The organism is Vibrio sp. 10N.222.55.C7 (assembly GCF_041473335.1).
Taxonomy (GTDB): Bacteria; Pseudomonadota; Gammaproteobacteria; order Enterobacterales; family Vibrionaceae; genus Vibrio; species Vibrio crassostreae_C.
This window is the reverse complement of record NZ_JBFRSC010000034.1, coordinates 47,614-68,818: the sequence shown is the minus strand read 5'-3', so window position 1 is coordinate 68,818 and position 21,205 is coordinate 47,614. Positions and strand designations below refer to the sequence as shown.

At 45.6% G+C, this 21,205-nt stretch carries 12 protein-coding genes; 6 read left to right on the top strand and 6 right to left on the bottom strand.

Going from position 1 to position 21,205, the window contains the following annotated elements:
- The first annotated feature begins 120 nt into the window (after positions 1-120).
- From AB4482_RS12710 to ygjK, 4 genes are all read left to right on the top strand, one after another.
- Positions 121-1,545, top strand: a complete 1,425-nt coding sequence (locus AB4482_RS12710; protein ID WP_017063320.1) for an amino acid permease — start codon at positions 121-123, stop codon at positions 1,543-1,545.
- A gap of 573 nt (positions 1,546-2,118) precedes the next feature.
- Complete coding sequence (locus AB4482_RS12705) at positions 2,119-3,552, top strand: amino acid permease (protein ID WP_372181047.1); 1,434 nt, start codon at positions 2,119-2,121, stop codon at positions 3,550-3,552.
- 427 nt (positions 3,553-3,979) lie between these two features.
- Positions 3,980-5,044, top strand: a complete 1,065-nt coding sequence (ygjJ, locus tag AB4482_RS12700) for a protein YgjJ (protein WP_004734431.1) — start codon at positions 3,980-3,982, stop codon at positions 5,042-5,044.
- Between the two features lie 15 nt (positions 5,045-5,059).
- Entirely contained in the window at positions 5,060-7,465 is a 2,406-nt protein-coding gene (gene ygjK / locus AB4482_RS12695) for an alpha-glucosidase (RefSeq protein WP_372181045.1), read from the top strand.
- A gap of 175 nt (positions 7,466-7,640) precedes the next feature.
- Here ygjK and AB4482_RS12690 read toward each other — a convergent pair whose 3' ends face one another.
- The 4 genes from AB4482_RS12690 to AB4482_RS12675 all read right to left on the bottom strand — a co-directional run bounded on the left by AB4482_RS12690 (position 7,641) and on the right by AB4482_RS12675 (position 14,094).
- Positions 7,641-10,757 carry a beta-galactosidase gene (locus AB4482_RS12690; protein ID WP_372128700.1) on the bottom strand — a complete coding sequence of 1,039 codons (3,117 nt, stop codon included), beginning with the start codon at positions 10,755-10,757 and terminating at the stop codon, positions 7,641-7,643.
- Between the two features lie 161 nt (positions 10,758-10,918).
- A complete protein-coding gene (locus tag AB4482_RS12685; RefSeq protein ID WP_050619979.1) occupies positions 10,919-12,145 on the bottom strand; it encodes an ABC transporter substrate-binding protein in 1,227 nt (408 codons plus the stop codon).
- A gap of 177 nt (positions 12,146-12,322) precedes the next feature.
- Positions 12,323-13,174 carry a carbohydrate ABC transporter permease gene (locus tag AB4482_RS12680; protein ID WP_050644910.1) on the bottom strand — a complete coding sequence of 284 codons (852 nt, stop codon included), beginning with the start codon at positions 13,172-13,174 and terminating at the stop codon, positions 12,323-12,325.
- A complete protein-coding gene (locus tag AB4482_RS12675; RefSeq protein ID WP_050619981.1) occupies positions 13,174-14,094 on the bottom strand; it encodes a carbohydrate ABC transporter permease in 921 nt (306 codons plus the stop codon). The genes AB4482_RS12680 and AB4482_RS12675 overlap by 1 nt, the downstream gene beginning before the upstream one ends.
- A gap of 296 nt (positions 14,095-14,390) precedes the next feature.
- On the opposite strand from AB4482_RS12675, the gene AB4482_RS12670 reads away from it, so the two are divergent.
- Both AB4482_RS12670 and AB4482_RS12665 read left to right on the top strand, forming a co-directional pair.
- Entirely contained in the window at positions 14,391-15,473 is a 1,083-nt protein-coding gene (locus AB4482_RS12670) for an ABC transporter ATP-binding protein (RefSeq protein WP_372128703.1), read from the top strand.
- 278 nt (positions 15,474-15,751) lie between these two features.
- Positions 15,752-17,092 (top strand): MATE family efflux transporter, encoded by a 1,341-nt coding sequence (locus tag AB4482_RS12665; RefSeq protein ID WP_372128705.1) that lies wholly within the window; start codon positions 15,752-15,754, stop codon positions 17,090-17,092.
- A 93-nt stretch (positions 17,093-17,185) separates the two neighbouring features.
- Here AB4482_RS12665 and AB4482_RS12660 read toward each other — a convergent pair whose 3' ends face one another.
- Together AB4482_RS12660 and AB4482_RS12655 are read right to left on the bottom strand one after the other, a co-directional pair.
- On the bottom strand, positions 17,186-18,880 hold the full coding sequence (locus tag AB4482_RS12660) for a solute:sodium symporter family transporter (protein ID WP_372128707.1): 1,695 nt from the start codon (positions 18,878-18,880) through the stop codon (positions 17,186-17,188).
- 102 nt (positions 18,881-18,982) lie between these two features.
- Positions 18,983-21,085, bottom strand: a complete 2,103-nt coding sequence (locus AB4482_RS12655) for an alpha-galactosidase (protein WP_372130980.1) — start codon at positions 21,083-21,085, stop codon at positions 18,983-18,985.
- Positions 21,086-21,205 lie beyond the last annotated feature (120 nt).

Genomic DNA, 21,205 nt, shown 5'->3' with positions numbered 1-21,205 from the left:
GTATGTATCGAGCCTTGCCGTTCAAGGCTCCAACATGCTGAACAAAGCCTCAATGCTTCCTCCCTACAAGGAAGCATTGAGAAATAACGACTATAATTACGTGATTCCTCGGAGGACACTATGTCTGAATCTGTACGCGGTAAGTTAGGCAAATTTGCCCTACTCTCCATGACATTTGCAGCGGTATTTAACGTTCGCAACATTGTAAACAACAACATCGAATTGGGATTGAGTTCAGCCCCTATCTTTTTGCTCGCGACCCTTATTTACTTCATTCCGTTCGTGTTCATCATTGCTGAATTCGTATCAGCAAATAAAAATTCTGAGTCAGGCATGTATGACTGGCTAAAAAAACCACTAGGCTCAAAAGCAGCCTACCTAGGTTCCTTCCTATACTGGTTCGTAAACCTTTTCTGGTTTGTATCCCTGCTACCAAACGTAATCGCCTATGCGTCTTACGCGATGTTGGGCTATGAATACGCCTTCTCGCCAGTCGTCACATCGGCTATCTCGATTGCTCTGTTTGCTGCAGCAACTCACATCTCAACCAAAGGCGCGAGCTGGCTAGGTAAGATTGCCGAGATCGTGGCCTACGGTGTATTCGCTCTGTTTGCAATCTACGTTATCGGTGCACTAATGGCACTGGGCGGCAACCATGAGCCAGTAGAACCAATCACGCTTGAAGCAATGACACCGACCATCAACTGGGCAACGCTAGGTATCATGTGTTGGATCTTCCAAGCAGCCGGTGGTGCAGAAACCGCAGCCGCTTACCTAAACGATGTTAAGGGCGGTCACAAGTCTTTCATCAAGGTTATCATTGGTGCAGGTATCGCAATCGGCGCAATGTACGCAGTGGGCTCTCTTCTAGTAAACGTATTCGTTGCTCGTGATGAACTGACCTACGCTGGCGGCATGGTTGAAATCTTCACAGGTATGGCGAACTACTTCGACATTTCACAATCTCTAACGGGTCGCTTCGTCGGTATTATCCTATTCGTTGCTATGTTCGGTTCGATGATGATGTGGACAGCAGCTCCAGTAAAAATTCACTTCTCTGAAATCCCTAAAGGTGTTTACGGCGAGAAGACAACAGAGCTTAACGAACACGGCGTGCCAGTACGTGCAGCTTGGTGGCAGTTCGCGTTTGTATTCGTGATGCTTGTGGTGAACGGCTTCGGCTCTGAATCTGTACAAGACATGATGAATACAGCAATCAATCTAACAGCAGGTACCGCAATGCTACCGCCAATCTTCATCATGGTGGCCTACTTTGTATTCCGCTTGAAACACGACGACACACCGCGTGATTTCCGCATGGGTACTCGAGTTCAAGGTATGGCAGTAGTATCGGTACTGATTGGTATCTTCATTGTGAGCATGACAGCATCGGCATTCCCGACAGGTGTTGACCTTGTTCAAGCCTTCTTCATCAACGTCTTCATGACAGCGGTATTCTCTGGTATCGCATGGTGGTGGATCTCTCGCTTTGAAAAGAAGCAAGCAGGTAAAGAAGCAAAGCTAGAAACGGCTAAGCAGTCGTAATCCAGAATCTATACATCTAGTTAAAAGCGCCTTAATTGGCGCTTTTTTTGTTTTAAATCAGATAATTAAAATAAAAACCCCAAAAATAAAAACGGCGTTCCGTCAAGGTTTCAGTTCACGAAAAACACCAATTAATAGGTAATAAAACTCAAATAAAAACCAAGGTAAAACATTAACTAAATTTATTTACTCAAGGTCACATATTTGATCAATTTCGATTAACTTCCCGCCGCTTAATCTTTAATCTTCTTGCTGAAGAGACAAACTGATTCATATAAAGAAAGCGACAAAAAGCCCCTACACGCCTTATAAATCGTCGCTCATGAAACAAGCAATCTCTTCAATGAACTTCTTAATCTTTAACTCTTTGTTTTGGTAATAAGTTTACTGAAATACCAAAGAAAAAAATCCCAAAGAAGTCCGATCGTAAATCTATAAAAACAACAATGAGCCAACCCTGACAAAACAAAGCGGGTGTTTGCCAAACCAACATAACAATAAAAGTGCGGCCTAGAGCTTCCCTCTCTAGGACCAAGTTATAACGATCATCAACGTGATTCACCGGAGAACATCATGTCCGAAAATAAACGCAGTACGATAGGCAAATTTGCCCTACTGTCTATGACCTTCGCGGCGGTATACAGCTTCAATAACATCATTAATAACAACATCGAGATCGGCCTTTCCTCAGCTCCGATGTTCTTTCTAGCAACCATCTTTTACTTTGTGCCATTTTGTTTGATCGTTGCAGAGTTTGTGTCACTGAATAAAGACTCTGAAGCGGGTGTTTACTCTTGGGTTAAAAGCTCTCTAGGCGGCCGCTGGGCGTTTATTTCAGCTTACACCTACTGGTTTGTTAACCTGTTCTTCTTCACCTCTCTGCTCCCTAGAATCATCGCTTACGCGTCGTATGCGTTCTTAGGTTTTGAGTACATATTCACGCCAATGACCACCGCAATTCTAAGTACTATTTTGTTTGCGGTCGCGACTCATATCTCGAATAACGGTGCGAAATTACTGGGCCCTATCACCTCACTAACATCATCACTGATGCTGCTGCTAACGATGTCTTACATCTTGCTATCTGGCGGTGCTTTGGTAGGCGGTATCGAGCCAGCTGGCCCAATCACCATTGAAGCCATGACACCAAGCTTCAACTGGGCATTCCTTGGCGTAATCACTTGGATCTTCATGGCGGCAGGCGGTGCAGAATCGGTCGCGGTTTACGTTAACGACATCAAAGGCGGTCACAAGTCTTTCGTTAAAGTCATCATCATTGCCGGTATCTTCATTGGTGCGCTTTACTCGGTAGGATCTGTGTTAGCAAACGTGTTTGTTTCGCGTGAAGAGCTTAAATTCACAGGCGGCTCAGTTCAGGTATTTGAAGGGCTAGCAAGACACTTTGGCCTGTCTGAAATCTTGATGAACCGTTTCGTTGGTGTGGTTTCATTCACGGCGATGCTGGGCTCTCTGCTGATGTGGACAGCAACACCGGTTAAGATTTTCTTCTCTGAAATCCCTAAAGGGATCTTCGGTGAGAAAACGGTCGCTCTAAACAAACAAGGCGTTCCAGAGCGTGCGGCTTGGATTCAGTTCTTGATTGTGATTCCACTGATGTTCATTCCGACACTGGCGTCCGATACGGTTCAAGATCTGATGAGTACCATTATCAACATGACAGCTGCAGCATCGATGTTGCCACCGCTATTCATCATGATCGCGTACCTTAATTTACGTTTGAAGTTGGATCACTTACCTCGTGATTTCAGAATGGGCTCACGTATGACAGGCATTACCGTGGTCTCGATTCTGATCGGCATTTTCACTGTTGGCTTCTTTGCGTCAACCTTCCCAACAGGTGCTGACATCATGACCATCATCTTCTACAACGTGGGCGGGATTGTTATCTTCCTTGGCTACGCGTGGTGGAAGTACGGAAAATATGAAAAAAGCTTATCTCCAGAAGAGAAAAAACTAGAAGCAAAACCTGAACCGGCGAACGCTTAGTTTACCCTGCACTCTGATTTAAACTTCGGGCACTCTGACTTAAACTTCAGGCACTCACATTTGGTGAGTGCCTTTTTATTTGTCGGTACATTTCCACTAACCATCTCGATTAAATCAAAGCCATTCAAGAATCAAAACATTCGAACCAACAATCTAACCACCCATCAAACAATTCACCTCCCGAATACTTACAACCCTAGCCATACCTCTGCAAATTCAACTGAAAGTCAAAATAAAAACAAGGTAAATATTTACTAAAAATAGATCACACTTTTAAACTTAATTAATTTTAAACATCAAAATTATCATTAATATTGGTTTTGCGATCGTAAGTAACCTGACCAATACGCCTTGAAGAGCACCCCATATTAGAAGTCAGAACTGCTTGCGAACCTTCATTTATAACCCCGACACAGAAGTGATTAAAATGAAAAGTAGTTTTACTAAAAACACTCTTATTACAAGCTGTATTCTTGCTGCCTTAAGTACCACTGCCCACGCGGAAGAGTCCGCAGCAAACCACAGTGATACTCAGCCTCCTCAGACAGAAACTGAAACCCTATTTAACTTTTATGGTGAGCTTGGCCTTGGTGGTCACGTGGCACTCGAAGGTGATGATAAAGGCCGCTACGCAGACGGTACTTACATTGAAGCTGGCTTGGCTATCGAGCACGGTAATTGGTTTGGTCTTGCTTATATGGAGGGCTGGACAGTACAAGCCGATGACGAAGGCAATGCTTGGGCAACGGGCCACGGCTGGGGCGGTTTTGAAGGTGGTTTCAACCGCTTTTACGCTGGCTACCGCACAGATAACAAAACAGAATTCATGATTGGTCGTATGGACTCTTCATTAGATGACGTTCAATGGTGGGGTGACCCTACGGTTGAATACGGCTACGCGATCTCAAACACGCGAGACGTGCACCTTGGTGTGAAGATTCAAAACCTAGAAGGCAAGCTTCGCTACAGCGTTTCTTTCGCGCCAGAGTCTGACTTCTCGGAAGACGATGCTCTTGTTCACTTCGGTAAATACGACAGCTTCGCAGACCAATGGAAAGATAAGAACGCCATGGTCAATGGTTACCTTCAATACGATCTGACCGACGACTTAACCCTAATGGGTGGTGGTGAAGTTCGTAACAACGATGGTGGTGAACTATTGCTATTGGGTGCTGAGTACAAAAACTTCGCCACTCGTGTTTGGCACGATACAGATAAAGGCAACCAAGAGTCTTTCGGTAGCGAGTCTGGTATTCAAACCAGTGCATGGTACGAAGCGGCACAAGGCGTTTACCTATCTGCAGCCTACAACTACGCAAACTTTGACGGTGACAATGGCGACAAAGAAATCACCTCTTACATCAATGCTGGCGTTTGGTATGAATACGGCAACGGCGCGTTTGCGACTGCTTTCGATAGCCGCTTTGGCGTAGGCAGCGACACTGAAATCGGCGACGCTCAGGTGTTCGCAATGCAATACTTCTACTGGTAATAACAGGAATTGATCATGAAACTGAATAAATCATTCGCAGCTCTCGCTATCGGTGCAGCCCTTGTCGTTACTGGTTGTGCTTCAAACTCAATCTCTGGCTCAGGCTCAGGCTCAGGCTCTGACACAGAGCAACTGCAAGCCAACGAATTTAAGAACGTTATCGACCGTACTGGCTCACCTGAATACATGCGTGACTACGACTTCGATGACCACCAACGCTTTAACCCATTCTTCGACCTAGGTGCATGGCACGGTCATCTGCTGCCAGACAGTGCAGAAGGCATGGGCGGATTCCCAGGTACAGCACTGCTTACCGAAGAATACATCAACTTCATGGCTGATAACTTCGACCGCCTAAGCGTGTTCAAAGACGGCAAAAAAGTGGCTTTCACTATGGAAGCTTATAGCCTACCGGGCGCATTGGTTCAGACGCTAAAATCTGACGATGTGACCGTAGAAATGACGATGCGTTTTGCTTCAAACCGTACCTCTCTGCTAGAAACAAAAATCACTACCGACTCACCGGTTGAATTAGTGTGGGATGGTGAACTGCTAGAAAAGACGCACGCCAAAGAAGGCGTGGCACAAACCGACAAAACAATCGCTGAAACTTACCCTGAGTATGACCGTCAAATCGTCGCAACCGACGATGGCCTAAAGGTGACCTTCGGTAAGGTTCGTTCGACATGGGATCTACTGACTTCTGGTGAGTCTGAATACCAAGTTCACAAGTCGATTCCAACGAAAACCACGGTTGATGGTTTAGCGTTTACTTCAACGGCAAACATTGAAGCATCGACGACTATCTACACCACATACTCGCATGTTCTAACGGCAGAAGAAGCGCAAGCGGAACAGCCTGAAATCAAAAAGATCATGGCAACCCCTACCGACTTCTTAGCCGCATCAGCAGAACGTTGGGAAGGCTATCTTGAGATGGGTTTAACCAACCCGAACGCGACACCAGAGCAAGAGCGTGTTGCGGTTAAAGCGATGGAAACCCTAAACGGTAACTGGCGTGGCGCTGCAGGTGCGATGGAGTTTGACTCTGTGACACCATCCGTGACGGCACGTTGGTTCTCGGGCAACCAAACTTGGCCTTGGGACACATGGAAGCAAGCCTACGCAATGGCTCACTTCAACCCAGATGTAGCGAAAGATAACATCCGCGCGATGTTCGCTTACCAAATTCAGGCTGACGATGCCGTTCGTCCTTGGGATGAAGGTTACGTGCCCGATCTACTCGCTTACAACCTAAGTCCAGAACGTGGCGGCGATGGCGGTAACTGGAATGAACGTAATACCAAACCAAGCCTAGCAGCATGGGCAGTAATGGAAGTCTACAAAACCACCAGCGACGAAGCTTGGCTACAAGAGATGTATCCAAAACTAGTGGCATACCATGATTGGTGGCTACGCAACCGTGACAACAACGGCAATGGCGTTCCAGAGTATGGCGCTGCTCGTGACAAAGCACACAACACACCTGAAGGTGAAATGTACTTCACCGTGGTTCGTGGCGATAAGCACGAAACAGTCGTAGGACAAGCAGCACTGGATAAAGTGGTAGCAGAAGGCAACTACGATTACATCGAGAGCCCAGCTCAAACCGCTGCGTCTTGGGAATCAGGTCGTGATGATGCAGCAGCCTTCGGTTTCATCGATAAAGACCAGCTAGACGCGTACGTTGCTAACGGTGGCAAGCGCAGTGATTGGGATGTTGAATTCGCTCAAAACCGCGCTGAAGACGGCACTTTGCTTGGCTATTCATTGCTGCAAGAGTCCGTTGACCAAGCAAGCTACATGTACAGCGATAACAAGTACCTAGCAGAAATGGCTGACATTCTAGGTAAAGACGCAGAAGCGAAAGAGTTCCGTGAAAAAGCAGAGCACCTATCGAACTACATCAACACCTGTATGTTCGACGAAGGCACTAACTTCTTCTATGACATTCGTATTGAAGACAAGCCTTTAGCCAATGGCTGCGCAGGCAAACCGATTGTCGAGCGTGGTAAAGGCCCTGAGGGTTGGTCACCACTGTTCAACGGTGCAGCAACACAAGCTCACGCTGATGCCGTGGTCTCTGTGATGAAAGATACCTCAGAGTTCAACACCTACGTTCCACTGGGCACAGCAGCGCTTTCTAGCCCAGCATTTGGCCCAGATATTTACTGGCGTGGACGTGTATGGGTAGACCAGTTCTACTTCGGCCTAAAAGGTATGGACAGCTACGGCTACCGTGACGATGCGATTGAAATGGCAGGCGCATTCTTCGACCACGCCGATGGCTTGGTACAAGACGGTCCTATCCGTGAGAACTACAACCCGCTAAACGGTGAACAACAAGGTGCTCCAAACTTCTCTTGGAGTGCTGCCCACCTATACATGTTATACAACGATTTCTTTACTGACGCAGAGTAAATCAAACCTATACCTGTCTTCTGGAATTCAATGAAAAGATAACCTCATAAATTTCCAGCTTTGGCACTCAGTATCTCGCTGAGTGCCTTTTTTATACTTGAAGCCAAATGAGCTAAAAAAACAAGCATTTAGATCATTTGGCCTACTATGATCCTTTTACTCAATTCGCTGCACGTTAGCCTTTATCACCACAATGGAAGCGCACCTGATAATGGTAATGCTCTTTCAATAATTTGAATTCATCATGGACACTTGGCGTCCACGAGTCATCACCGCCAACCCCCATATGGAAGCCATCGACATAAACAAACAGCTGTTCTTGTTCGGTTAAGTCACAAGTATGTTTTGCCTTCTGTAGCTGCTGTAACCCAAAACGACTGACTGAGAAATGGAAGTCTCCTTGCAATTCGAATGCACCCACTTTTGCCTCACGAACATCACAACGTAAGCCGCAATCAGAAGGGAAAATATACGGGGTATGCATTTGTTCAATACTTTGCTGATATAGCCCCATATGTGCGGACATCTTTCGATCTGGGTAGTTTTCGTGTGGCCCACGACCAAACCATTCCACCCCATCAGGCACATGCTTCAAAGCAAACTCAAATCCGACTCGTGGCAGAGACGGCAAACCTTTCGCCGCTTGAACATCCACATCTAATTTGACCTCACCATCGGCAAATAATTGGTATTGCCAAGTCGACAACAAACGAACCTGATCTTCCACCGTGTGGGCAATTCTTGCAGTCACCGACACCCTATTTTTCTGAGTGATGGATGAAAATTCGATGCACTCTGGAGTGAGCCTATCTAACCTCATCGCCTGCCAGCGTGCGATCCATGAATTGGGGTCTACACGGTTTGCTTCACTGACACCGATATCGTTGTCTAATGGTGCACGATAAAAGTTATCTCGAAGGCCACTAGCAAGTTGTTCCACCCCTTTGATTTTCCAGCTTTCTAATGTCCCAGACAATCTGTCGAACTCTACTTGATAAGCATCACCAATCACCGTCAGCAGCATATCGGTTTCAGTCACTTTCGGTGGGTATTGTGAAAGGTTAGCATCCAACATCAATTGCGGTTGAGTCGGTAAGCTAAGCTGTTCAATCGCCGTCACATGACCTTTATCCGCCCATGCAGTATTGGTGTTTAATACCACTTCGAGATTAAGGTAATTAAGTACGTTGGCCGTCTTCGGAATAGTTACACCATCAAGCTCAATCTGCACACTGGATTGAGCTTCAACAAACAGTTCAATACTGCCATGACATTGAACAATTCCATCTTGAGTTATATTCCAATTAAGCGTTTCGACAGACTCTGAATCAAATAAATACTCACTAGCAATCTCAATCACCAGTGGTGATGCAGAAACCAGCTTGAATTGATAAAACTGCTGTGCTTTTTTCACTTCATGTAGCGTTGGGTGCACCGTCCTGTCTGGGAATACCAAACCATTAATGCAGAACTGGCGATCATTAATCTCGTCGCCGAAATCACCACCATAGCCCCAATATTGTTTGCCGCTCGAATCGGTTTTGGTGATCCCTTGATCGACCCAATCCCAGATAAATCCGCCCTGTAATCTTGGGTTGTCTCTAAACGCCTGCCAGTATTTATCAAAGCTACCGAGACTGTTCCCCATTGCATGGGCGTACTCACAGAGAATAAGAGGACGATGCTCGTTTGGTAGAGCGATAGCTTTACGAATACCCACGCGAGGTGTCACCTCAGGTTGACTCTCAACCACAGGTAAATCCCAATCAACCCGCGCATACATAGGACATAAAATGTCTGTCGCTGCTGTATCTGCCCCGCCACCTTCATACTGAACGGGACGTGTTGGATCAGTTTGTTTCACCCATTGATACATCGCATGGTGATTGCGACCAATACCCGATTCATTACCCAGCGACCAAATGATCACGCTGGCGTGGTTTTTATCGCGCTCCACCAGCCTTGTCATTCGTCTCATGTACGCATTCAACCATGACGTATCATCGGATAAACGGCACATCGGAAATTGACCATGAGTTTCCACATTCGCTTCATCAACCAGATACAGACCATACTCATCACATAGTTCATACCACAATGGATGATTCGGATAATGAGCGGTTCTAACGGCATTGAAGTTATTTTGTTTGAGCAGTTTGATGTCTTGAATCATCCCCTCTCGAGTCATGGTGTGCCCCAATTCAGGGTGATGTTCATGACGATTGACGCCACGAATCAGCAACGGTTTTCCGTTAACTTTTAGCAAACTATCGGTAATTTCAACACTTCGAAAGCCGACATCGTAAGCCTCACAATCGATTAGCTCGTCATGTTCATCGAGCAATGACACCACACAGCGATATAAGTAGGGTGACTCGGCACTCCACTTGTTCGGGTTCACCACTGAAATGCGGTGTTCTGCGACTTCAGACCACGGCCCTTTTTCATCGACATAACGCTCACCAAAACCCACGATTTGAGGTTCGAAAACCAACTGTCCTTGAGCATCATAAAGTTCAGCTTTCAGCTTATAGCAGCTTTCTACATCATTGCTGTGCTTGGTTATTTGCGTAGAAATATTTAAAACCGCATCGCGATAGCAAGCATCTAGCTGAGTATCAATACCAACATCCTCGATTGCGACCTTGGGCTTTCTCAATAAAGTCACATCACGGAATATGCCGCTGAGCCACCACATGTCTTGGTCTTCAAGATAAGAACCATCAGACCAACGCAGCACCATCACTACCAGCGTGTTCTCGCCCGCTTGCAAGTATTCAGACACGTCAAATTCAGCCGGTAATCGACTGTCTTGCGAATAGCCAACCCACTTGCCGTTGCACCACAAATGAAATGCAGAATTCACGCCGTCGAAGGTCAGCCTATGGGTATCTAATAACTCCGGTTCCGTGCAGTTAAAACGCGTTCGGTAGAGCCCTGTCGGATTATCGCTAGGGACGAAGGGAGGGTTATCAGCGAAAGGATATTTCACATTGGTATAGATCGGTTTATCAAAGCCTTGCATCTGCCAGTTGCTTGGCACTGAAATCGACTTCCATGAAGAATCATCAAAATGTTCCGATACTACCTCTTCGCAAACCAACTCTGGTGAATCGAACAGCTGAAACTTCCAAGTCCCATTGAGAGACATAGTGCTCGACGAGTTCTTCGTCATAGCCTCAACCAACGAGGTGTAACTATTTAAAGGAGCATGAGCCTCAACAACATTATGATGGGTGATGTGTTGATTTTCCCACTCACGGGCAGAGATGATTTGAGAGAAAGTTCTCATGACGTGTTCCTTACCAAAAGCCGTTTAACGTGAACCATTGCAAGTGATGCTCAGCGCCTCATTGCGTTCAAACATTACGAACGCCAACTAAACAGCTCTTGCAATAATCCCTTAAGAGAAGAAAAAAAGCCGCAGCCAGAACAGCTGCGGCTATTGAAATGTTACTTAAAGGTACGCTTGCTCACTTTATCGAGTTTTTTCAATATTTTATCGATTCGTTCAGGGTGAACCATAAACTCTTGGAAACCTTTCATGCCTTCTTTTGCCATCGCAGGGTCGGTGTCTCGGTCATAGAATTGAGCCGTACCATCACTGGATGCCAACATCGCGACGCCTTTGTCTAAGAACGGGTCAGACTTCGCCTTAGCTTTGTTGTTGGTTGGGATCTGTAATAGCATCTCATTGATCAGCTGCTGGTTTTCAGCGCGAGCAACAAACTCTAGGAACTTACGAGCATCTTCTTTGTTTTTCGCTTTTGAAGGTATGTGCAGCGTATCCATTGGCGCATCTTCAGACATAGGAATACTTGGGTCGATCACCGGGAACTGGAAGAAATCCATCTTGCCATCTAACTCAGCAGGGAAGTTAGGCGTGATGAAGTTCCCCATCAGGTACATAGCCGCTTTACCGTTGTACAAGAAAGGTTGAGCTTCTTGCCATGAATAAGACGCGTGGTTTTCTAGGAAGTAACCAGGTTCAACTAACTCCGCCCAATTAGCGAAGGTTTTCTTCACTCGCTCATCAGAGTAAGGCACTTTGCCTTCCATTAACTGAATATGAAAATCCAAGCCGTTAGTACGCATGTTGATATAATCAAACCAACCAGCAGCAGTCCAAAGGTACTTGGTACCAATCGCAAACGGCGCTACACCATTTTCTTTAAGTGTTGCAGACGCAGATTTCAAATCTTCCCACGTTTTCGGCTCCGCAATTCCATATTGCTCAAAGATGTCTTTGCGGTAGTAGATACCCCATTGATAATACGTGTACGGCACACCAAACTGCTTGCCTTGTACTGTCATCGCAGGCGCGGCAGCCGCAAAGTCTTGCTTCATGTTGTTGTCAGCCCAAATATCACTGACATCCTCAAACAGGCCACGGTCAACAAAGGCTTTCATTCGGTTGCCCGCATACCAAAAAACCACATCCGGCGGGGAAGTGACCAACCAATTACGAATCGTTGTTTTATACGACTCGTGATCGTACAAGTTGTACTTCACCGTAATATCTGGGTTTTCTTTTTCAAAGCGGTTAATGATCTCACCCCACGCCTCTTTTGGCGCAGGATCAGAAGCATCTGAGTTGATAACGAGTGTCCCTGCAAACGATGTTGCAGACATGGAGGCAGCGAGCACTGCACTGGCAGCGATATGTTTCACGTATTTCATATTGAGGTCCTTGTTATGGAGCTAAGCTCTCTAAGTCCAATTCTTATTGTTTTATCTCGTAGGGTTGTTCGTGTTTTAGTTTCTCTTTAATGATTCATCCATTTGGGATATCGATAGCAATAACGATTTAAAGCCGTCGCTATTGCTAGATTCGTGTATCGATTCTTATCTCGTGATTTACCCTTTAGTCGCACCCAATGTCAGGCCTGCGATAAAGTGCTTTTGCATGGTAAAGAACAGCACTACCGGTGGGATAGCCGCGACCACTGCACCCGCCGACATAAACTGCCAAGACGCCAGCCATTGGCCTTGAAGTGAGCTCAAACCCGCAGTTACAGGACGAACGTCATCACTCTGAACCAGAACTAGAGCCCAGAAGAAATCGTTCCAAATAAAGGTAAACACCAATACGGCTAACGCCGCTAAAGCAGGGCGAACCAGAGGGAGTACGACATGCCAGAATATTTTCCATTCACTCACCCCTTCAACACGCGCTGCTTCGATCAGGGCATCAGGGATCCCGACAATAAAGTTACGCATGAACAAGGTACAAAAACCGGCTTGGAAAGCGATATGGAAAAAAATCAATGCCCAGTGAGTGTCGTATAAACCGAGTCCAATCGTTAAATCACGGACTGGAATCATCAAAATTTGGAACGGAACAAAGTTACCCGCGATAAACATCGCAAAAATCCACACATTGGCTTTGAAGTTGTATTTAGCCAAGGCATAACCAGCCAGCGTAGATAACGCCACGGCACCAGCAACCGCTGGCAATGTGATGATCAAACTATTGATGAGGTACTGCCCCATCGACGTCGAGGTAAATACTTGAGTGTAGTTTTCAATGAACTGAATCTCACTCGGCCAGCCCCAGTAGTTACCTTTGTTGATGTCTTCCATCGAACGAATCGAGGTCATCATTACGGCGATAAGTGGTAATAACCACATCACGATCGAGATAGGTAACGCGACTCGATAGCTGATATTAGTAAAGCGACCGGCTTTTTGAATTGGTTGCGGAAACATTATTTTTCACTCCTTAACATGCGCCACAAGAAGTAAGCGATATAGATATCCATAATCAGAAATAGCACCACAGAGACCGCTGCACCATAACCCATTCGATAGTTAAAAATAGACTCTTCATACATCTGGTACGCAAGTACTGTCGAGCTGCCCCAAGGGCCGCCTGCCGTCATGGTCGCCACTAAATCAAATGAACGCAGAGCACCAATCACGGTGACAACCACGGCGATAAAAGTCGCCGGTCTTAACTGTGGAAGCACCACATACCACAACATGCGCCACTTCTTTGCACCATCAAGTCGAGCCGCTTCTAACTGCTCAGGATCGAGGTTATTCAGCCCCGTTAAATATAAGATCATGCAATAAGAGATCTGAGGCCATAAGCCGGCAGCGATGATTCCATAGGTCACATAGTCTTCATCAGCAAGTATCGAAATTGGCTCGAAGCCAAGCGACCCGAGTGCAATATTGAAAAGGCCAAAAGAGGGGTCATAGAACCAAGCAAATACGAGGCCTACCACCACTTGAGAAATAACGAATGGGAAGAAAAACAGAGATTTTACGACACGAATGCCTTTCACTTGTTGGTTGAGGAAAAGGGCAATCGCCAAGCCACAGGGTGGCGCAAGCATAAAAAAGATCAACCAAAGGAAGTTATTCGTTAACGAAGTATAAAAAGCATCTGAGTCAAAAAGCTCACGGTAGTTCTCAAGCCCCACCCACTCCTTTTCACCTAATCCATCCCATTCAAAGAAGCTCAGCCAAATACTGTCCAATATGGGATAGATAACATAGAGAGAGAAGATAGCGATGGCTGGTGCCAAGAACAGCCAAGGCGAGACCTTGGAACTGATGCGCCTTTTCTTCTTCGCTGATGGGGTGCGATTTTCTGGGTATATCGTTTTCACAGATTGCTCCATTTCCCAAAACTCCTTGTATTAAAAGCTTGGTTTACTACTTGGTTAACTTCCATCTGAATTTATAAATCCCAATCAGTAGCTCAGCATTTATAATGATTACGTTCAAATATTAGGCTTATTGATAACATTACGCACAGTTATGTTTTATTTATGTAAACGTTTTCACAAAAATCAGTATAGATCGCGGGATTTATATGACAATGATCAATAAATCATGCGAGGCACCTAACAAATTTCTGATGAAAGCGTATGTTTTAAAGGCAAAGAGATGTAGTCCAACGAAGCAAGGAGAGAGCATGGCTGATATCAGCTTAAAAAAGGTCATCAAACGATATGGTGATATACAGACCATCCATGGTGTTGATCTAGAAATAAATAATGGCGAATTCGTCGTATTCGTTGGACCATCAGGTTGCGGAAAATCAACCCTCTTACGCTTAGTTGCTGGCTTAGAAGAAATCACTGAAGGCGAGATTCATATTGGAGACGATCTTGTTAACGATGTCGATCCTGCTGAGCGTGGTGTCGCGATGGTATTTCAATCCTACGCACTCTACCCACACATGACCGTGGAAGAAAACATGGGCTTTGGCCTGAAAATGAATGGCGTAGCGAAGGAAGTCGTTGAAAAGCAAGTCACCAGTGCGGCAAAGACGCTCCAACTAGAACCTTTATTGAAACGTAAACCAAAGGAGCTCTCGGGTGGGCAGCGTCAACGTGTAGCGATCGGCCGAGCAATAGTTCGCAACCCTCGCGTATTCTTATTCGATGAACCGCTCTCGAACCTCGATGCTGAACTTCGCGTCGATATGCGCTTACAAATCGCCAAATTGCACCAAGATCTGCAAAATACCATGATTTATGTCACGCACGATCAAGTCGAAGCCATGACGCTTGCAGACAAGATCGTGGTATTAAGAGATGGTCGTGTTGAACAAGTCGGTTCTCCACTCGATCTATACCACTCTCCACAAAATGAATTTGTGGCTGGCTTTATTGGCTCACCGAAAATGAATTTCTTACCGTGTGTTGTTAACAGCACCTCAGAAACGTACGCCCAACTCGCTGTTAACGGTGTCAGCCAAATTACCCTCCCCTTACCAAGTGATGGATTAAAAGAGGGACAAAGCATCACGCTGGGCATTCGACCTGAACATTTAGAGATTAACAGCGGCTCCGATATCACCATTGAATTTCAAAGTGAGGTGGTCGAGCGACTAGGGAACAGCACTTATATGTTTGGCCAGTCTTGTGGCGTGGATAGCTTTAAGGTGCACCTACCAGGAGACCAAGAGGTGACTCGATACCAATCGCTTGAACTGAGTTTCTCCTCAAAAGATTGCCACCTATTCGATGATCAAGGGCAACGAATTAACTAGACTTTAAAAACGGTAGAGCTAGCTCGATGTCGCTAGCTTTGCCACTTTTCAAACTCACTTTCCGTTCGTTTCAAGCAACCACTTGCTTCCATTCTGTTCCTCTAAATGTCTATGAAATCCCACTCAAAAATTTCATCACTCTCACTGAAATATTGGGTTATGAAGACTTATTCGAATTTTATTTATCCTTATTAGCCTTCCGGACATTAATTTGATAGTCGTTTACTAAATAATCGCTAAACTATAGTGTCGCCTACCCCTTTTTTGAGAAAACCTAAATGCCTAATGCTGATTCCACCCTAAATAAACGTATGGGAATCGTTGCGCTCACCTGGCCAATTTTTATCGAAGTTCTTTTAAGAACCGCACTCAACACCAGTGATGTATTCATGTTATCGGGATACTCGGACAAAGCCGTGTCTGCCGTTGGTGTTATTTCTCAGATATCCTTTTTCCTGATCATTGTCTCGACCATGGTCAGCAGTGGTACGGGTATTTTAATCGCGCAATACAATGGTGCCTCTCGCACTCAAGAGAGCGCTCACGTGGGCGTAGCGAGCATCATTCTGGCCATTATTGCCGGTGTGCTACTGAGTGTGATTGCCGTTCTTGTTGCTGAATATTTTATCCCGCTTTATCAACTCGAACCTCAAGTCGAACAGTACGCGCAAGAATACCTGTTCATCAGTGGTGCTCTCACCTTCAATGTAACCATAGGTGTGGTTCTCACCACTATTTTGCGCAGTCATGGCTATTCAAAGTCACCGATGGTGATCAACATGATTGCAGGCGTTATCAACGTATTCGGTAACTACTGCGCCTTATATCAACCTTTTGGTTTGCCAGTATACGGCGTGCAAGGGGTTGCGACCGCGACCGTCATTAGCCAAGTGATCGGGATGTTGATCTTGATTGGTGTGGTCAGAAGCAAAGGGATTGATCTACCAGTGAAGCAGTTTAAATCTGTGCCTAAAGCCATCTATCAAAAAATCATTAAGATCGGCTCGATGAACGCAGGAGAAGTACTCTCTTATAACATGGCTCAGATCAGCATTACCTTCTTCGTGGTACAGATGGGCACATCTTCACTGGCTGCGTTTACTTACGCACAAAACATCGCTCGTCTCTCTTTTGCATTTGCACTGGCAATTGGTCAAGGCAGCCAAATCCAAACAGGCTATTACATTGGTAAGGGTTGGATCGACGAGATCACCAAGCGCGTGCAACGTTACTTTGTGGTTGGCTTTATCGCCTCAACTGCGATTACCTGCATGGTTTATGTGTTCCGTTTCGAAATTCTCGATCTGTTCACGCAAGATCCAGAGATCATTGCGCTAACGGCTGCACTGATTGCAGGTTCCATCATTCTTGAAGCTGGTCGAGTATTTAACCTGATCTTTATCTCTTGTCTAAAGGCTGCTGGCGACATTAAATTCCCGATCAAAATGGGCATTCTCAGCATGTGGGGCATTGGGGTTGCCATGAGCTATTTGCTTGGCGTGCATTGGGGTTATGGCGTATTGGGTGCTTGGATGGCAATCGCGATGGACGAATGGGTCCGTGGAATCATCATGGCCTATCGCTGGCGAGCTAAGAAATGGACTCGATTCTCTTTTTAGACTTTTTAGCCTTCCATTTATCTTCACAAGATCGAAAAACGCCGCTCCTATTTCCAAAGAGCGGCGTTTTCGTTTTTAATTACCCGAACTCATCTACGCGGTCGCAAGTGCTTTCTTTCGCTTTGCTAGTCGTCCAAAAATACCGAGCAACATAACAATGCCACACACGCCATAAACTTGCATGATGGTTGGATCGTCCGATACAAAACCCACATCCGAGAACATAACGTAAGCACCAAGCACCATGTAAAGAATAATAGCCGAAGCCTCGAAACGGAACTCCCAAGGTGTCACATCAATATTCTCATTGACTGGCATCACGTACTCAGATTCACGCGGCATAAAGTAACCAATGATGAACATCAACGCGGTACATACTACGAATAGAATCGCTAATTGATGTAGGAAGTGAATCGGTGTTTTAAATACTAGCTGCATTGCTGCGTATGAACTTACAAACACCACCAACGCCACTTTCGCCGCTACAGCGGGTACACGTTTAGATACATAGCCGACAAACACGATAGTAAAGATTGGCACACTGAAGAACCCCGCCACCATTTGAAGGTATTGGAAAAGACCTTCTGGTGCGTACATGATGAATGGTGCGATACATACCGAGATAATCGCAATCACAACACCAAAAATACGCCCTTTATCCACTAGCTCTTCGTCTGTTTTACCTTGTCCAAATAGCGGCTTATACACGTTCAACGCAAACAGAGTCGTTGAGCTGTTCAACACACCATTAAAGGTACTCAAAATCGCACCAAACATCACCGCAACGAAGAAACCCACCAGCGGCTTAGGCAAAACTTCATTAACTAAACGGGTGTACATGGTGTCTGGGTTGCCCGCATCAGCACCAAACATGTGGAAAGCGATGATGCCTGGAATGATCAAGAACAGCGGAGAGATAACCTTAATCGCACCGGCAAGGATTACACCTTTCTGACCTTCTTTCAGGTTTTTAGCACCTAATGCGCGTTGAATAATGGATTGATCAGTACCCCAGTAGTACAAGTTCACCAAAAGCAGACCAGTAAACAATGTTGAGAACGGCAGTGGATCGCTTTCTGTACCCACCGATTGAAGCTTCTCTGGCGCGGCATAAAGCAGAATATCTAAGCCAGCACCAAAGCTACCTTCGCCCAGTACCATCAAACCAAACACAGGGATCATCATGCCGCCAACAATCAAGCCTACGCCATTAATGGTATCTGCAATCACAACCGCTTTCAGGCCACCATAAATTGCGTAAAAGAAGCCAAGTAGACCAATCGTCGCCGAAATAAGCGCGATTGAGCTAAACTCTGAAATATTAAGCAGGGCCTGAACATCGAAGATTTCACCCAAAACAACGGCGCCCGCGTAAAGTGTGGTAGGCAAAATGTTGATCACGTATTGGCACAAGAAAAGTAACGTCACAAACTTCTTCACCGACATGTCGTAGCGGCTCTCTAAGAAATCAGGAATGGTGGTGATACCTTGTTTCAAATAACGAGGAACTAACATTAAAGCAATAATCACCAAGGTGACACCAGAAGCCACTTCCCAACCCATGACACTCATGTTGTGGGTGTAAGATTGTGCGCTCATGCCCACGAAACTGGTGGCACTCAAGTTCGTTAAGATAAGTGAGCTGGCAATTAAGCCACCGGTTAAGCTTCTTCCGCCAAGAAAGAAACCATCTTGTGAGGTGTTTTTGTCATTTTTCACTTTGTTGTAGGTAAACGCGACTACAAACCCAGTAAATAACAAAAATGACAACAGAACGGTAATAGACATTTTGTTTTCCTTAAGTTGAGTTATTGCGGCAGCAATACCTCGCTGCCGATTATAATTTTTATATTTAGATTTTTATTTGTAGGGGTACTCAGAGTCAGAGATTCACATCTTTTTTAGATGCACAATCAAGGCAGACTCTGGGTCGAGAATAGGTAAGGTCAATCCAATCTCTTTGAGGTTATCGCCGCTTAAAGTCAGAGTTTTATCTAACCATTGAGGGCGTTGCTTCATGAGTTGGAAACTGGTTTGTGGCATCTCCACTAACTTCACTTGATACAGCGCACTGTCTTCCACGCAGCTAATACGAAGTGGTGATGGCAGAGCGTATTCAGGCATGGCCAACTGACACACGGTGATCAGCATTTCATCATCATTCTGCACCCCATAGATGTTCTGGTTTTTGTCCGCGGGATCCATGCGGAAACTACGACCTGAGTGCAAAATATGGCGGAACTGCTTATGCAGAGAGATGTAGTGAGAGAAAGCTTGCTTCTCTTGTTGCGACTCTTTAACCGGGTCAAGTTCAACGCCCATGTGCCCCATCAAAGCGGTGACACCACGCATATTGATACTGTGACGACGATTGGTTGAATGGCACTCAGCAGGGCCAATGTGCGCACCCATAACTTCTGGTGGGAAGAAGTAGCTCATGCCTTTTTGAATGGCTTGTCGTTCCAATGCATCGTTACAATCGGATGCCCAGAATCGATGTGTTCTTTTAAGGATTTCAAAATCAATGCGACCACCGCCTGATGAGCAAGATTCAATCTCGACCTTAGGGTGTGCTTGATTCAGTTGATCAACGAGACGATACAAGGCTTGAGTTTGACCATGCACCGCCGCCTTACCTTGGTGGCCCGGCTGAACTAATTCACGGTTCATATCCCACTTAAAGTAACCGATATTGTACGTAGTCAGAAGCGTATCAAGGCGAGAGAACAAGTAGTCAAAACACGCTTCATTCTGCAAGTCTAAAACATACTGCCAACGACCAGAGGGTTGATGATAACCTTGCAAACCAAGCACCCAATCAGGGTGGTTACGGTATAGGTTTGAGTCTTGGCTGACCATCTCAGGTTCAACCCACAACCCGAACTCCATCCCCTGTTGGTTAACGTGTTCAATCACAGGTTCTAAGCCATTTGGGTATTTCACTTCATCGAGGTACCAATCGCCTAATGCCGTTCGTTCACCATCACGACCAATAAACCAACCATCATCAATAATGAATCGTTCAACACCCATCGCGCTGGCTTCCGTTGCCATCCGCATAATGTATTCCGGTTTATGGTCGAAGTAGATACCCTCCCAAGTATTCAAGTGCACTGGGCGAGGTTTATCGGTAGGGAATTGAATAATGTTGTCACGAACAAACTGCTGAAAACGTTGAGCAATACCGTTCAAACCAGAATTGCTGTAACAGCCATAGAGCCAAGGTGTCTGGTAAGTTGCCTCTGGTTCTAGAATCGATTCACCCGCTAGCAATAACTCTCCCGCTTGTACAAAGCGGCGGCCATCACTGCGAACATCAGCACGCATTTGGTGGTTACCACTCCAACCTAAATGGAAGCCCCACACCAAACCATTCTGTTCTGAGAAACCTTGCGTTCCTGCAAACATGCCAGGGAAGTTTTCATGTGAAGTACGGCCGCGACGGTTCTCTTGCATGAAGCCACCATGCTCAAAACGCTGACGTTGCGTTTGGAACTCATGACACCAACGACCATGGAACGTCATCAATTCATTGGCGTGGTTTGGCAGCGGCAACGTTGATGACAGCTTATTTAAATAGTATTTACTGCCCCCTTTGTTGGTTACTGTGATGCGCTTTTGAACCACATCCGATTCGTAATCCAGTTTAATTTCAACCGTCAATTCAAGCTTAGACACGGTGTCTTCTAGAACAAAAGTGGCTTGCTGAACCTGAGCTTCCACGCGGACGGTATTAAAAACGGGTGCCCAATCAAAACCATCACGATGCCCTTCTATTCCCGGCGCATTAAAATGACCGCTACCCAATTCAGGACAAAGAGAAAGCGGTACATCGACATCAAGGCGTGCTTGAGAGATCGGTCTCTCGGTTGATAACAAAAGATCTTCATCAATACTGGCGATCTTTGCGCCCCAGTGAAGAACCTCTGGAGTACGGCCCGATTTGATGATCAAACTGTGGTTTTTACTTGTTAGATGAATAAATTCGCTCATAGCCAATCTCATATTGTTTTCGTAAACATAAACTAAAATTAATAGTGAACTTGAAGACTGAAATTAGTACTAAAACGGCTAAATAACGTGATCTAAAAACACTTATTCGTTGCTAAAATT